Source organism: Alloiococcus otitis ATCC 51267 (assembly GCF_000315445.1).
GTDB lineage: Bacteria > Bacillota > Bacilli > Lactobacillales > Carnobacteriaceae_A > Alloiococcus > Alloiococcus otitis.
Window position 1 is genome coordinate 33,495 of record NZ_JH992962.1, and the last position, 14,347, is coordinate 47,841.

The window sequence follows — 14,347 nt, forward strand, 5'->3', positions numbered from 1 at the left end:
CAAAGACAGGCTGGAAAAGGAAAGGAGTCAATTCCCCTTGGTATTGACTCTTTTTTAAAATAAGTGGCTTGAGGAAAGAGGAATAAGATGGATAAAAGAGATAAGATACGCTTGCAAGGCATGACCTTTCATGGCCACCACGGTTTGATGGAGGCCGAAACCAAGTTAGGACAGATTTTCAAAGTCGACCTTGTCCTGGTAACCGACCTCAAGTTGGCGGGTCAAACAGACAAAATGGGACACAGTATCCACTACGGGGAAGTTTATGACTTGGTTAAGTCCATTGTGGAAGGGACCCCCTTTAAACTCTTGGAGTCCTTGGCGGAAAACCTGGCCCAGGAAGTTCTCCAGACCTTTAACCAGGTTGAGGAGGTCTTGGTCCGGGTCAATAAACCCCAGGCCCCGATTCCTGGTGTCTTTGACAATGTAGCGGTGGAAATCACCCGGGCCCGTCACTAGTTTAGTGCTAAGACCAGACAAGCTTGAAGCGGTAAGGAGGAATATAGAGTGAAGGATGTTATGATCGGACTCGGTTCTAATATGGAGACTAAGTTGGCTTACTTAAACCAGGCCTTGGCCAAAATAAATAGCCTAGACCAGGTAGCAGTCAAGCAAGTTTCAAAGGTTTACCAGACTGAACCGGTGGGCTACAAGGACCAGGACGATTTTTACAATATGGTTGCTGGCCTTGAAATTGAACCAGGCAAGCCCCCCTTGGACCTCTTAGAAGACTTGCTGGCGATTGAGGCAGACCTGGACAGGAAGCGGACCATTAAAAATGGCCCCCGAACCATTGACTTGGATGTCTTGCTGGTGGAGGGTCAAGAAATTGACCATCCCAAGCTCCAAGTTCCCCACCCAAGGCTCCAGGACCGGGCCTTTGTCTTGGTCCCCTTGGCTGAGTTGGACCCCAACTACCTGGTTCCTGGCATAGATAAGACAGTTGCGGACTTGTTGGCTTCTTTAAACCAAACCGACCTAGCAGGGGTGGAGGCTTTGGGTCAGTTGACGGACCTATTAGAAGACCGTGAGGCTTGACCTTTAAAAAGCCAAGCATGGGAGGATAGAAACAATGACTAAAGAAGAGATTGTAGTCTTAGACGGATCTTATGCTAACCCGGGTGACTTGTCTTGGGACTTTTTAGAGGATTATGGCCAGGTGACTATCTATCAGGATACTCCCCACGACCAGGTTCAAGTGATCAAGGACCGGGTTGGGGAGGCCAGTGTGGTTATCACCAACAAGGTTCCCTTGGGAGAAGAGCTTTTAAGAGACTGCCCACAGTTAAAATATATTATCGTTTCCGCAACGGGCTACAACAATGTCGACTTGCCAGTTGCTAAAGACTTGGGTATTTTAGTCTCCAATATCCCCGCTTACAGTAGTGCTTCGGTTGCCCAGCACTGCTTGGCCCTTTTGCTCTACTTAACTAACCAGGTCGACCACTACAGCCAGGCAGTCGGCCAGGGTCGCTGGCAGGAGGAAGGCTGGACTTTTTATGACCAGGACTACCCTATCCAGGAGCTAGACGGTAAGACCTTGGGCGTGGTGGGCTTTGGGTCGATTGGCCAGGCCTTTGCCCGAATTTGCCGGGCATTAGGCATGAATGTTTTAGCCTACAACCGGAGTCAAAGCCCCATTGGCCAAGAACTTGCTCGCTATGTTTCCTTGGAAGACCTACTTGCCAAGTCTGATGTGATCAGCCTCCACCTCCCCTTGACGGATCAGACCTGGCATATTATCGACAACCAAGCACTTTCACAAGTGAAGGATGGGGTCATTTTACTGAATACTGCCAGGGGTCCCTTGCTTGACCCACAAGCTCTGGCTGATGCCCTGAAAGATGGCCGGGTCAAAGCAGCTGGGATTGACGTCTTGGACCAAGAACCCATGCCCCGTGACCACCCTTTAGAGGGTTTGGCTAATTGTATCCTGACCCCACACATTGCCTGGGCTAGCCAGGAAAGTCGCCAGCGACTTTTAGAGAAGATCGACCACAATTTAGCGGCCTACCAAGCGGGTCAACCCATCAACTTGGTTTAAGTTATAGAAGGAAAGGTGACGAAGATGAAAGTATCCCTCCTTGAACCCCTCAATGTTTCCCAGAACCTAATTGACCGCCTAGCCCAGCCCATTAAGGACCTAGGGCATGACTTTGTCTATTATTCAGACCAAACCAGTGACCCCGAGGAATTGGCAGACCGGACGGGGGATTCTGATATCGTTATGATTGCCAACACCCCCTACCCTAAACAAGCCTTTAGTCAGGCAGACAAGTTGCAACTGATCAATGTGGCCTTTACCGGTATTGACCATGTAGACCAGGAGGCCGCCCGGGAGAAAGGGATTAAGATTGCCAATGCAGCCGGTTATTCAGACCAATCTGTCGCAGAACACGTTATTGGTCTCATCCTGGACCTCTACCGCCAGATTTCATGGGGCAACCAAGCCATCCGCCAAAGTAACTTTCCTGGCCCCAGCCAGGGTAGGGTTCTGGCGGGCAAGACCGTGGGAATCATAGGGACTGGCAATATTGGCCTGAAAACTGCTAGCTTACTTAAGGCCTTCGGTGTTCAATTTTTAGCCTATAGTCGGACTGAAAAAGACCAAGCCAAGGCCATGGGAGTAAAATATGTTTCCTTGGAAAGATTGCTGGAAGAAAGTGATATTGTTACCGTCCACCTCCCCCATAATGACCAAACCCAAGGCCTCCTATCTAAGGACAAACTGGCCTTGATGAAAGACACTGCTATTTTGATCAATTGTGCCCGGGGGCCCATTGTGGATAACGATGGCCTAGCAGACCTTCTCAACCAAGGCCAACTAGCTGGTGCTGGGATTGACGTTTTTGATAGGGAGCCCCCTTTGCCAGAAGACTATAAACTCCTCCAGGCCCAAAACACCATCTTAACCCCCCATGTGGCCTATTTAACTGACCAGGCCATGGTTAACCGGGCTAAGATCGTTTTTGATACCACATTGGCCTATTTAAAGGGGGAGGAAAAGAATATCCAGCTTGGCTAGGGAACTTAGTCCATTATTGCTATAATGGTTTTGAATTTAAATGATTGGAGGCTTGTTTAATGATTAAAGTCTATAATACTTTGACCAATAAAAAAGAACCCTTTAAAACCATTGAAGAAGGCAAGGTGACCATGTATGTCTGTGGGCCGACTGTTTACAACTATATTCATATTGGGAATGCTCGGTCAGCTGTTGCCTTTGATACCATCCGCAAATACTTAGAATACCGGGGCTACCAGGTCAAGTATGTCTCAAATTTTACCGACGTGGACGACAAGATTATCAAGGCTGCCCAGGACATGAACTTGGAACCCAGCCAAGTAACAAGCCAGTTTATTGATGCCTTTTTCGAAGACACAGAGGCCTTAAATGTTAGACGGGCGGATGCCCATCCTACAGTTACCGAAAATATAGACAATATTATAGACTTCAACCAAGTCTTAATTGACAAGGGCTATGCTTATGAATCTGAAGGGGATGTCTACTACCGAACCCGGAAATTTAAAGACTACGGCAAGTTAAGCGGGATTTCGGTTGACCAACTCGCTAGTGGTGCCAGCAACCGCTTAGATGAGGCTGACCGGGATAAAAAAGAAGACCCACTAGACTTTGCCTTGTGGAAGCAGGCCAAGCCAGGGGAAATTTACTGGGATTCTCCTTGGGGGCAAGGTCGACCAGGCTGGCATATTGAATGCTCGGTTATGGCCAGCCAAGAATTAGGCGATACCATTGATATCCACGCAGGAGGCCAGGATCTACAATTCCCCCACCATGAAAATGAAATCGCCCAGTCTGAAGGCAAAAGTGGCCAAGCCTTTGCCAATTACTGGCTCCACAACGGCTTTGTCACCATGAACGACGAAAAGATGTCCAAGTCCTTGGGCAACTTTAAACTGGTCCACGACTTGAGAAAAATCCATAATCCCCAAACCCTTCGCTTTTTCCTAGCCTCGGCCCACTACCGCAGACCCATCAATTATTCCGAAGAGGCCATACATGAAGCCAAGCAAAATTTGAACCGTATTAAGACAGCCTTGGCCAATGCCCGCCACCGTTTGCAGACAGCCCAGGGTACTTTGCAAGAAGACCAAGAAGATATCACAGCTTGGCAAAATCTTAAGGATAGCTTTATCCAGGATATGGACGACGACTTCCAGGCTCAAAACGGAATAGCAGACCTTTATGAAATGATCGCTAGTCTCAACCGCTATATTGCTAGAGACCAGGTATCTAAGCAGGTAATTGACCTTTACCTGGAAGACTTAAAAGCCATCCTCTATATCTTCGGGGTAGAAGATGTTGAAGCAGAAGAGGATTTATTAGATGGGGAAATCGAAGCCCTCATCGAAGAGCGCCAGCAAGCTCGAGCTGACCGTAACTTTGACCGGGCTGATGAAATCAGGGATGACCTCCGTGACCGGGGGATTATCTTAGAAGATACCCCTCATGGTGTGCGTTGGAAACGGGAGTCTCGGGATGAAGAATAAGGATGTCCAACTCTTAAACGGACTAGCCCTGGCTTATATGGGGGATGCGGTTTACGATCTATATATCAGACGCTACTTACTGGAGAAAGGATCGACCAAACCTAACCGTCTCCACCAAAGCGCAACCCACTATGTTTCAGCCAAGGCCCAGGCAAGGCTCATTGACCAGGCCTTGGACCAAGACCTTTTGACGTCTGAGGAGCTTGGAATTTTTAAAAGAGGCCGGAATGCTAAGAGCCACTCCAAGGCCAAAAATGCTAGCCAGGCAGACTACAATAAATCTTCTGGCTTTGAAGCGGTTATGGGCTATCTTTATTTAACTGGCCAAGAAGGACGGCTGGAAGAATTAATTAACTGGTGTATCCAGACTGTAGAAGTAGACCTCTAGGGGGAGCCTTGCCCTTGCTGTTCAAGTAATTTTCAAGGCTGCCTGCCCTTGCTCAACTGACTTTTTGACAATGCCCGTCCTAGTTTACTTGAGTCTGGAACCATTCCCGTCGTTTAATAAAGCCCGGATGCTGTCCGTCGTTTTTCAGTTTAGCCGGATCATGTCCTTGTTGTTTAATAAAGCTCTGCGACTGGCCCGTTGTCGTTTAACTAAGTTGCAAACTATGTTCGCTGATGTTTAATAAAGATTTACGAGTGGTCCGTTGTTTTTCAGTTTAGCCGGATCAATCCATTGTTGCTTAATAAAGCTCTACGACTTGCCTGTCGTTTTTTTAAATGAGCCTCGAACCATGATCGCAGTTAAACAAAGCCCCACATTGCCCGTCGTTTTTCAATTATTGGGAGGAAACCATGACCAAGCAAGAAAGTGAAATCGTATTTGGCCGCCATCCAGTCCTGGAAGCCTTGAAGTCAGGCCGGCAAGTTAACAAGGTCTTTATCCAGGATGGGGCGGGAGCACAAGCCTTGAAGGAAATCCACCATTTTGCCAAGGAGAAAAAAATCCAGGTCAGTTTTGCCCCTAAAAACAAGCTGGACCAGCTTGTTTCAGGCCAAAACCACCAGGGGGTCGTCTTAACTGCCAGCCCCGTAGCCTATGCTAGTATCGACGACCTCTATAAAGTGGCCAGGGACAAGGAAGAAGACCCCTTCTTTTTAATCTTGGATGGAATAGAAGATCCTCATAATTTAGGTTCCATTTTGCGGACAGCTGACGCTAGCGGGGTCCATGGCCTCATCATTCCTAACCGCCGGGCAGTTGGCTTAACCGCAACAGTTTCCAAGGCTTCGACCGGTGCCATTGAACATGTCCCGGTTGCCCGGGTCAGCAATATCAACCAAACCATCAAAAAATTGAAGGACGATGGCTTTTGGATTTTTGGAACGGATGTAGAAGGAGAAGACTACCGGCAATGGAACGTCTCAGGACCCATCGCCTTGGTGGTAGGCAATGAGGGACAAGGCATTTCCCATCTGGTCAAGGAAAATGTGGACCAAATGCTTACTATTCCTATGACCGGGCATGTCCAAAGTTTGAACGCCAGCGTTGCTTCTGCCATCTTAATGTATGAAGTCTACCGAAAACGAAAACCTCAATAAGATAGTCAACCCCCAACTTGCAGGGAGATGTAAGTTGGGGGTTTTAGTTTGATGAGAAGGGAGCTAGTAGTCGATTTTGAAATTTTGTGTAGGTTAAGACTAAGCTAGTAAGGTAAATAAAGGTGAATAACTGAAGGGCGCCAATCGGGTAACCATACGGTACTTTCGGGGTTGAAAGGAGCAATTGCTGAAGCAATAAAGGAGTTCTGGAGCAAGAAGACGACAATTGCTCAGCTATAAGCGAGTTATGGGACAACAAGGTGACCAATTGTAGCTCGATAAACGAGTTAGTCGCTAGGAGGGCCGCAAGTAAAATAAAGTGGAGGCCTTCAAAGCAAAGTGCGGGCCAAAGTCGGCATAGAAAAACAGCTACCGCACCGCGGTAGCTGTTTGAAAATTGACTAAGGCTGGCGAGGCCAAATTTTATCAATAAGTTTTACCGGAGTAATTTTTCAGAGAGGCGGGCGAACCAATTTTTCCGTTCTTTTTCTTTCCGCTCTTTTTTGAGATTTTGGGATTTTTTCAAGAGGGAGTTTTGGACACTAATTGCTTCTTCGCCTTCTTTGGGTTGCTCTTGGCTGTAATTACCGTCACTGTCCAGGACCCAAGCCTTGGTATTGTCACTCAGGTAAAGGTCTAAGAGGTCGATAATGTGCTGGGCCCAGTTCTTGTCCATGACTGGGAAAGCTAGTTCTACCCGACGAATCATATTCCGGGTCATCATATCGGCAGAAGAAAGATAGAGTTTTTCTTGGCCATTTTGGTAGAAGTAATAGATCCGGCTATGTTCTAAGAAGCGGCCGACTATGGATCGAACTGTGATATTTTCACTCACACCCTTGACTCCAGGAATTAAGCAGCAAATCCCTCGAACGATTAGGTCGATTTTGACCCCTTCCTGGCTGGCTTCAAAGAGCTTCAAGATGATGACCTTGTCTGTTAAGGAGTTCATCTTGGCAATAATGTGGCCGTTGCCATGTTTTTTGTGGGAGGCAATTTCATTGTTAATTTTTTCGATAAAGGTGTCCCGGATTTCAAAGGGGGAAACATGGAGGTGGTTGTAGTCGGGCTGTTCAGAATAACCACTCAGGTAGTTAAAGAACTTAGCCACATCTTCGGTTAAGTCTGGTTGGCTGGTAATGATCCCCATGTCGGTATAGAGGTTGGCGGTTTTTTCGTTGTAGTTACCGGTCCCTAGATGGGCATAACGGCGGAAGCCATTAGGGGTTTTCTTAACCACTAGGGTTGCCTTACTGTGGGTTTTTAACTCCTCCATACCGTAGATGATGTGGACTCCAGCTTCCTCGAGTTCCTTAGCCCAGTGGACATTGTTAGCTTCATCAAAACGGGCTTTGAGTTCTACCAGAGCGGTTACTTTAATCCCTCTTTTGGCTGCTTTTTTCATGGCAGCTACCAGCGGGGAATCCTTGGAGACCCGGTAAAGGGTCATCTTAATGGCAATGGTGTTGGGGTCGTCGGCTGATTTTTCAATCATCTCGATGATGGGTTTGAAGGAATCGTAAGGGTGGTGGAGGAAGATATCCTGCTTGTCAGCCACATCAAAAACCGACCGTCTGATTAAAACGGGTGGGTAGGTTGGGCTGAAAGGCTCAAAGGTCAGGTCTGGGTGAACGTCTTCCAAGAGGTCGTAGAGGTCCATTAGAAAGGTCAAGTCTAGAGGACCATCTAGGGCATAAACGTCACGTTCTAGGAGATCCAACTCTTCCATTAAAAAGGCAACATCGTCGGCATAGCGAGGGTCGGCGTCCCGGGTATCAACTTCTAAGCGGACAGCCATCCCGTTCTTCCGCCGTTCAATGTAGTCTTCAATAACAGATAAGAGGTCTTCCGCTCCTTGCTCTTGTAGTTCTAAGTCAGCATTCCGGGTGATACGGAAAAAGAAAGAATACTGGACTTGGAAGCCCTTGAAGAGGGCATCGATGTTTTGCCGGATAATATCTTCAATCAAGACATATTTTTCTTCACCATTCAACTTGATCTGCTGGATTCGGTCTAAGAGAGACGGAACTGGCACAATAGCGATAAAAGGATTGCCGTCTCGCTCAAGTTTGACGAAAATATGGATCAGGCCGTCATTCAGATGGGGGAAGGGGCGGTAAGCATCAATGCCGTAGGGGGTGATGCCTGGTTGGATATTTTCAGCGAAATAATCCCGCAAGGCCTGGCTGTCTAAGCCTTCAAGTAGCTGGGTTTCTGGTGCCTTGACGCCAGCTTCTTTGAGCTCGGCCATTTTTTTCTTGTAGAGGCCATATTGGTATTTGACATTTTTTTCATTGCGACTAGCAATTTCGTCTAATTGTCTATTGGGAGACCATTGCTTTTTGGTATCCGGATCTGTAACCCCTAATTTTGATTGGTCTTGGAGACCAGCCACCCTAACTCGGACAAATTCATCCAGGTTGGAAGACCCGATGGAAATAAATTTCAATTGTTCAAGCAAGGGGTTGCGGTCATCTTCGGCTTGGGCGATAACCCGTTCATTGAAATCTAACCATGATAACTCACGGTTCTCAAAATACTTTGGATCACTAAAATCAACCCTTTGGGAAACCATCTATCATAACTCCTTATAAAGTGTATTGGGAGATTTTAATCTCCCTCGATGCCCCCCTTTAGAGGGGCCATGCCCTTTCATTATAAGCTATTATGGGCTTATAAGCTAATAATTACAATTTCTTAGCTACTTACTGGTCATCCTGGGCATCGATAAAATGAATGTCAACCTTGTCGCCGATGACCCGCTCTAGATGGTTGCGTTGCTTTTCGGCCCGGTAACGTTCGGCGATGATATTGCCCTTATATCTAACGGTCAGATTATAACCTTCTTTTCCTTTTTCTAGGGCGATGTTTTCGACCGTATTAACATGGGAGTCGTTGAGAGCTTCAGCAAATTTGGCTAGAGAGCCTAGACAGAGGATCATGTCTAACTCATCTTGAGTGAACCAGTCGCTGGTCGACTTGGTGTACTGGTGGAAGAGGGACTTGTTCTTATAACTTGCAATCAAGGCCAATTTCACCCGGTCTTTATGGGTAAAGCCCTTTAAGTTGGTGTTGGAGATCAGGTAGAAGGTGTGTTGGGATTCGGCCTTGTCTTCGATCACCTTGCCTAGGTAGTAAAGGGCTGCCCCAAAGTGGGCGAATTCAACGTCTAAGATAGAGGGGTGGAGGATGTCCAAGTCAGCTAAAACATCCAGTAGCCGGCTCATAATATTCATGCGTTGGCTAGCCGGCAAGTCCATCATCCGGTACTGCTTGGCCATCCGGTAGACTGTTTGCTGTTGGATAAAGTGCAAAGAGTAGGGGTGGTAGGGCAGCTGGTTGATGTATTCAATAATGAGACCTTCTCGGATCCCGTAGCTGGAGACAACAAAGGCCGTCGCACCCATAGCCTTAAATAATTCAAGGAAGACGAGGGTAGCGGGAATGATAATATCCCGGCGGTCAGAGGACAAACCGTCCAAGTCTGATAGGTCTTTAAAGGAGGTCTCAGCAAAGGTACGAAAGACCTGGTCCAAGCCTGCCTGGTCCATTGAGTAGCCGTGAATACCTGCCAGTGGATAGTCCTCCTGGTGCTGGTAAACTTCCGCAATATTTCGGGCTGATCCTCCAATCCCAATCAGGGGCACCTGGCAGTCTTTTAGCCAAGGGAATTCCTGGAATTGGTCGGCGACCCACTTACTGGCCTTTTTGATGGCCTTGGCATCATTGTGGTCCTTGTCTTGGAAAAAATGTTGTTTTAAGCTGACAGTCCCAAAGGGAAAACTATGGCTGGCCCGGACTTGCTTGTCCTTAAAGAGGGTTAATTCGGTAGAACCACCACCGATGTCAATGCTGATCCCATCTTGGATAGGGAGGGTGTGGCGGACAGCATAGTTACCGTAGTAGGCTTCTTTTTTCTCAGAAAGTAGTTCCAAGTCGACTCCAGTTTTCTCCTTAACCCGCTGCAGGATCCGGATGGCGTTGTCGGATTGTCGGATGGCAGCTGTGGCGATGGGGATGAGCTGCTTAATCTGGTAGAGCTTGGCAATATCAGCGTAATTTTTTAGGATGTCGATTAAGAGGTCAACCCCCTGGTCAGACATCATGGTCCCATCTAGGTACTGGGCTAGTCGTGCTGGGTTTTTAATGTTTAAAATCTCTCTAAAACTATTGACAGCATCGATTTCAAAGATGACCAGGCGGATGGTGTTAGACCCGACATCAATCAAGCCGATGCGGTTAGCTTGCTTGTTTTGATGAACCAAAATAGGGACTCCAATCTATTTTATACTTAAGACTATCATACTAAAAACAGCCATTACTTGTCTAAGTAAAACCGTTTTCAAATTAAGCTTTTGAGATCCGACTAAACGAGACTGTCCAGTTGGCAATTCTAGGTCAGTCGAGTAGCCTGGGCTGACTTAAAAGGTAAAATATGGTATACTAATCAATTGCAAAGGAATAGCCAAGACTCCCTGCAAAGCCAACTATACAGAAAGGGGGATCTGGTCAGATGGCTAATGAAAGAGTCGAAAATAAGCTAAAAGTCTTACCCGGCAAGCCGGGCTGCTATTTGATGAAGGATAAGGACGGGCATATTATCTACATCGGCAAGGCCAAAAACTTGAAGAACCGAGTCCGGTCTTACTTTAAGAGTAGTCATACCGGGAAAACAGCCCGCTTGGTGAGTGAAATAGCCGATTTTGAATACATTTTAACCGGTTCAGACAAGGAGGCTCTCTTACTTGAAGTATCCCTGATCCAAAAACACAAGCCCCAGTATAATATCCTCCTAAAATATGGGACGACCTACCCTTACTTGAAGATTACCAATGAACGGGACCCCAGATTGGTGATCGATTCAGAGATCAAAAAAGATGGTGCCAAGTACTTTGGCCCTTATCCTAATGTGGGGGCTGCCATGCAGACCCAGCAACTCCTGCACAAGATTTACCCCTTAAGACGGTGTCCCAAAAACCAAAAAAGACCCTGCCTCTACTACCACATGGGGCAGTGTATTGGGCCTTGTGACCATGAGGTTTCCAAGGAAGAGTACAAGGACCAAATTGCCAAGATTGAGTCCTTTCTCAAAGGAAATGTGAAAGATATCAAGACCGACTTGAAGCAAAAAATGGACGATGCAGCCGCAAACTTGAACTATGAAGCGGCAGCTGAATTCAGGGACCAAATTTCCTATATCGAAACAACAGTCGAGAAGCAGGCTATTGTCTCCAACGACTTTGTGGAGCGGGACTTCTTCAACTTTTACATGGACAAGGGCTGGATTTCTATCCAAGTTTTCTTTGTTCGCCAGGCTACCCTGATCAAAAGGGAAGCCGCCATGTTTCCTTGCTACGACCCGCCTGAAGAGGAATTGATGAGTTTTATTGTCCAGTATTACCAAGAGAAGAACAACTTGTTGCCTAAAGAAATTTTTGTTCCGCCAGGCTTAGACTTGGACCTCTTGGCTGATATCTTGGACACTAAACTCCATGTCCCCCAAAGAGGGGAGAAAAAACACCTCTTAGACCTTGCTTATAAAAACTCCAAGCAGGCTCTACAAGAGCGCTTTAACCTCATTGAAATGAAGCAAAGAAAAACCACAGGAGCTGTGAAAGACCTGTCCCAAGCCTTGGGTCTACCCTACCTTAAACACATTGAAGCCTTTGACCACTCCAACATCCAAGGTACTAATCCCGTTTCGGCCATGGTTGCCTTTAAGGATGGCAAGGAAGACAAGCAAAACTACCGCAAGTACAAGGTCAAGACGGTTGAAGGGGCTAATGAGGCAGCCACAACTACCGAGGTCATTCGCAGACGGTTTACCCGGCTCTTGAAAGAAGGCAAGGCCCTGCCTGACTTGGTCTTAATGGACGGAGGAAAGGTCCAAGTGAATGCCGCTGTCGATGTTATCCACCATGAACTTGGTCAGTCTACCCCAGTGGCCGGCATGGTTAAGGATGATAAGCATAAGACAGCCGGATTGATCTTTGGCGAAAACTTAGACCCCGTTCCCCTCGACCCAAGAAGCCAGGCTTTCTATTTGGTCCAACGCATACAGGATGAAGTCCACCGCTTTGCCATTTCCTTTCACCGCAATGTCCGAAGTAAAAACTCCTTTAGTTCGGAACTGGACCAAATCACAGGGGTAGGCCCCAAAACCAGGACCAAGCTCCTCCGCCACTTCCGGTCTATGAAAAGACTAAAAGAAGCAAGCCTTGATGACATTCGGGAATTGGGGATCAACCGAAAAGTTGCCCAAAGAATTATCGACTTTTTACACGAAAAAGATAAGGAAGAAGTCAAGTAAGTTGGCTAGGTCTCATTTTCTTAAAGCAATTAAAAAAACGCTCCCTTAGAGAAGGTATCCCTTCCCCTAAGGAGGGCGTTTTTTTCTTGCTTGTTTTAATCTAGGGCACCGGCTTGGCGGAGGGTGGTTTAATTATAGGGGAAGGCTTTTTAGATCTTTTATTCTTTATCTAAGTCCCAGGTTGGTTTAAGACCAATTTTTAGATTTGCTCTTGTAAAATTTGGTCAGGCTTTTTGGCCCGTTTTTTTTCCTGTGATTTGCCTTGGGCGTAATGGTCGATTAAAACGGCCAAGACACAGCACAGGGGGGCATCTTCGGGATTGGTGATTTCCAAGCTGCAAAACTCCCCGAAAGTTGTCACAGCTTTTTCCACAGTCATAATGGTTTTGAATTTTCGCTTGACCTTGTAACTTCTTTTTAAATAGTTGCCTGATGCCTTCCAGCCAAGCTTGGAAACAGTGTAGACTGGCTGAGCCAAGAGTCGGGGGCGTTTTTTAATAATAGCCACTGTGTGCCCGTTCATCTTGGCCTTAAATTTAGGGTAGACAGAAAGGGTTACTTGCTTCACCTCCACTAGGCAGTGGCCAGCCATAGTGTAGAGGAAAATTTTGTCGTTCCGCCTACCCCAGCTTCCTTCTACCACAAAAAGGTCTCGGTTGGACGGGGTCTTGACGATTCTCTGATTAGCCAGGTAGGGACTTTTTTCTTTCATGTAGAGTTGAACAACCATGGTGATGCTCCTTAAGACTTGAAACGATCTCTCTTCCTAGTATACCACTACTAGGCCAAGCTATGGAATCCAAAATAAAAACTTCCACCACCAAGTGAGAAAAACTGGTGGTGGAAGTCTGAATTGAGCAGGCGGTCTTGGCTAGCTATTTGCTGGTTTCTTGGTCTTGGCTGATCACTTGACTTAAGTCGTGGATTGCCTTGACCAAGTTGTCTACCTTGGCTTCCATCCGGTGAAGGAGGAAGAGGGTAATGAAGATGGGGAAGCCAATATTGCTAATGGCATCTACCAGCGCCTGCAAAAGATCAATATTTACCATCATTGTGAAATTCCTTTCTTATCCCCACAGAAGATAACGAAGGAAATTCATGACTTGTTACGGTTAATTGTCTTGGTTTAGACGGTGGGCACTGTGAAAGACAGGAGAAACGTGTTTGTTGTAGTCCAGGCCGTAAATAATTCCGTCAGTGACAAAGTCTTTGGCTTTTTTCACTGCTTCAAGTGGGCTTAAGCCATTGGCATAACCAGCTGTAATAGCTGCCGCATAGGTACAACCGGCCCCGTGGTTGGCCCCATTATCGATTTTGTCTGCTTCAAAGGTGGTAAATTCATTACCGTCATAGAATAGGTCAGTGGCCTTGTCACCTTCAATGTCAGTACCACCCTTGATGACGACATAGTCAGCTCCTCTGTCATGGATGATTTTGGCAGATTCTTTCATTTGGTCTAGGGTGGTTGGCTTGTCGACATCAGCTAACTGTCCAGCTTCGAAGAGGTTAGGAGTGACAATCTTAGCTAGAGGTAAGAGTTGGTCCCGCAAGCCTATCGCTAACTCTGGGTTTAAGACTTCATCGTCACCCTTGCAGACCATAACTGGGTCTAGGACAAATTTGTCCTCTAACTGGTGGTCCTTGATGATTTTTTCAATCAGGTCGATCTGTTCCTTGTTAGGGATCATACCAGTTTTGAAGGCGTCGACCCCATCTTCTTTGGATAAAACAGTGGTAATTTGGTTTTCTAGGGTTTCCAGTGGGATAGGAGAGACGATGTGCTTCCAGTCTTCTGGTCTCATGGAAGCAACCGTTGTGAGGGAAGCGATCCCGTAAGTGCCGTATTCGGCAAAAGTTTTCAAGTCGGCAGCAATCCCGGCTCCCCCACTAGCATCGTTACCAGCAATAGTCCAAGTTGTTTTTGCATCGATTGACATAAAATAGCCTCCTATATATAAAATGATTCACAAGTTCATGATA

The 14,347-nt window shown here is 46.8% G+C and carries 13 protein-coding genes; 8 read left to right on the plus strand and 5 right to left on the minus strand.

The annotated features are described in order from the left end of the window. The first annotated feature begins 87 nt into the window (after nucleotides 1-87). The 7 genes from folB to rlmB all read left to right on the plus strand — a co-directional run bounded on the left by folB (nucleotide 88) and on the right by rlmB (nucleotide 6,057). Nucleotides 88-459 carry a dihydroneopterin aldolase gene (gene folB, locus HMPREF9698_RS07825; protein WP_003779065.1) on the plus strand — a complete coding sequence of 124 codons (372 nt, stop codon included), beginning with the start codon at nucleotides 88-90 and terminating at the stop codon, nucleotides 457-459. A gap of 48 nt (nucleotides 460-507) precedes the next feature. After that, nucleotides 508-1,038: a 2-amino-4-hydroxy-6-hydroxymethyldihydropteridine diphosphokinase gene (gene folK / locus HMPREF9698_RS07830; RefSeq protein WP_003779067.1), complete on the plus strand. Its 531-nt coding sequence runs from the start codon at nucleotides 508-510 to the stop codon at nucleotides 1,036-1,038. A 34-nt stretch (nucleotides 1,039-1,072) separates the two neighbouring features. Continuing rightward, on the plus strand, nucleotides 1,073-2,044 hold the full coding sequence (locus HMPREF9698_RS07835; RefSeq protein WP_003779070.1) for a D-2-hydroxyacid dehydrogenase: 972 nt from the start codon (nucleotides 1,073-1,075) through the stop codon (nucleotides 2,042-2,044). Between the two features lie 24 nt (nucleotides 2,045-2,068). After that, nucleotides 2,069-3,025: a 2-hydroxyacid dehydrogenase gene (locus HMPREF9698_RS07840; RefSeq protein ID WP_003779072.1), complete on the plus strand. Its 957-nt coding sequence runs from the start codon at nucleotides 2,069-2,071 to the stop codon at nucleotides 3,023-3,025. Nucleotides 3,026-3,084: 59 nt separating this feature from the next. Next, on the plus strand, nucleotides 3,085-4,512 hold the full coding sequence (cysS, locus tag HMPREF9698_RS07845; RefSeq protein ID WP_003779073.1) for a cysteine--tRNA ligase: 1,428 nt from the start codon (nucleotides 3,085-3,087) through the stop codon (nucleotides 4,510-4,512). Further along, complete coding sequence (locus HMPREF9698_RS07850; protein WP_003779075.1) at nucleotides 4,502-4,900, plus strand: Mini-ribonuclease 3; 399 nt, start codon at nucleotides 4,502-4,504, stop codon at nucleotides 4,898-4,900. Before cysS ends, HMPREF9698_RS07850 begins: the two co-directional genes overlap by 11 nt. A 410-nt stretch (nucleotides 4,901-5,310) precedes the next feature. Continuing rightward, nucleotides 5,311-6,057 carry a 23S rRNA (guanosine(2251)-2'-O)-methyltransferase RlmB gene (rlmB, locus tag HMPREF9698_RS07855; protein WP_003779076.1) on the plus strand — a complete coding sequence of 249 codons (747 nt, stop codon included), beginning with the start codon at nucleotides 5,311-5,313 and terminating at the stop codon, nucleotides 6,055-6,057. Nucleotides 6,058-6,493: 436 nt separating this feature from the next. On the opposite strand, the gene HMPREF9698_RS07860 is transcribed toward rlmB, so the two are convergent. Then, on the minus strand, nucleotides 6,494-8,632 hold the full coding sequence (locus HMPREF9698_RS07860; protein WP_003779077.1) for an RNA degradosome polyphosphate kinase: 2,139 nt from the start codon (nucleotides 8,630-8,632) through the stop codon (nucleotides 6,494-6,496). Nucleotides 8,633-8,762: 130 nt separating this feature from the next. Further along, entirely contained in the window at nucleotides 8,763-10,322 is a 1,560-nt protein-coding gene (locus HMPREF9698_RS07865; RefSeq protein WP_003779079.1) for a Ppx/GppA family phosphatase, read from the minus strand. A gap of 248 nt (nucleotides 10,323-10,570) precedes the next feature. On the opposite strand from HMPREF9698_RS07865, the gene uvrC reads away from it, so the two are divergent. Continuing rightward, nucleotides 10,571-12,367 (plus strand): excinuclease ABC subunit UvrC, encoded by a 1,797-nt coding sequence (gene uvrC / locus HMPREF9698_RS07870; RefSeq protein WP_003779081.1) that lies wholly within the window; start codon nucleotides 10,571-10,573, stop codon nucleotides 12,365-12,367. A gap of 199 nt (nucleotides 12,368-12,566) precedes the next feature. Here uvrC and HMPREF9698_RS08575 read toward each other — a convergent pair whose 3' ends face one another. From HMPREF9698_RS08575 to thiD, 3 genes are all read right to left on the minus strand, one after another. Continuing rightward, a complete protein-coding gene (locus tag HMPREF9698_RS08575) occupies nucleotides 12,567-13,097 on the minus strand; it encodes an LURP-one-related/scramblase family protein (RefSeq protein ID WP_003779083.1) in 531 nt (176 codons plus the stop codon). A 145-nt stretch (nucleotides 13,098-13,242) separates the two neighbouring features. Then, complete coding sequence (locus tag HMPREF9698_RS08740; RefSeq protein ID WP_003779085.1) at nucleotides 13,243-13,419, minus strand: YvrJ family protein; 177 nt, start codon at nucleotides 13,417-13,419, stop codon at nucleotides 13,243-13,245. A gap of 60 nt (nucleotides 13,420-13,479) precedes the next feature. After that, entirely contained in the window at nucleotides 13,480-14,304 is an 825-nt protein-coding gene (gene thiD / locus HMPREF9698_RS07880; protein WP_003779087.1) for a bifunctional hydroxymethylpyrimidine kinase/phosphomethylpyrimidine kinase, read from the minus strand. Between the last annotated feature and the right edge of the window lie 43 nt (nucleotides 14,305-14,347).

Excerpts from the sequence above, each read along its gene's own strand:
- rlmB (WP_003779076.1), top strand. The coding sequence starts at position 5,311 with ATGACCAAGCAAGAAAGTGAAATCGTATTTGGCCGCCATCCAGTCCTG.
- HMPREF9698_RS08575 (WP_003779083.1), bottom strand. The coding sequence starts at position 13,097 with ATGGTTGTTCAACTCTACATGAAAGAAAAAAGTCCCTACCTGGCTAAT.
- folB (WP_003779065.1), top strand. The coding sequence starts at position 88 with ATGGATAAAAGAGATAAGATACGCTTGCAAGGCATGACCTTTCATGGC.
- HMPREF9698_RS07850 (WP_003779075.1), top strand. The coding sequence starts at position 4,502 with ATGAAGAATAAGGATGTCCAACTCTTAAACGGACTAGCCCTGGCTTAT.
- HMPREF9698_RS08740 (WP_003779085.1), bottom strand. The coding sequence starts at position 13,419 with ATGATGGTAAATATTGATCTTTTGCAGGCGCTGGTAGATGCCATTAGC.
- HMPREF9698_RS07840 (WP_003779072.1), top strand. The coding sequence starts at position 2,069 with ATGAAAGTATCCCTCCTTGAACCCCTCAATGTTTCCCAGAACCTAATT.
- HMPREF9698_RS07860 (WP_003779077.1), bottom strand. The coding sequence starts at position 8,632 with ATGGTTTCCCAAAGGGTTGATTTTAGTGATCCAAAGTATTTTGAGAAC.
- cysS (WP_003779073.1), top strand. The coding sequence starts at position 3,085 with ATGATTAAAGTCTATAATACTTTGACCAATAAAAAAGAACCCTTTAAA.
- thiD (WP_003779087.1), bottom strand. The coding sequence starts at position 14,304 with ATGTCAATCGATGCAAAAACAACTTGGACTATTGCTGGTAACGATGCT.
- HMPREF9698_RS07835 (WP_003779070.1), top strand. The coding sequence starts at position 1,073 with ATGACTAAAGAAGAGATTGTAGTCTTAGACGGATCTTATGCTAACCCG.
- uvrC (WP_003779081.1), top strand. The coding sequence starts at position 10,571 with ATGGCTAATGAAAGAGTCGAAAATAAGCTAAAAGTCTTACCCGGCAAG.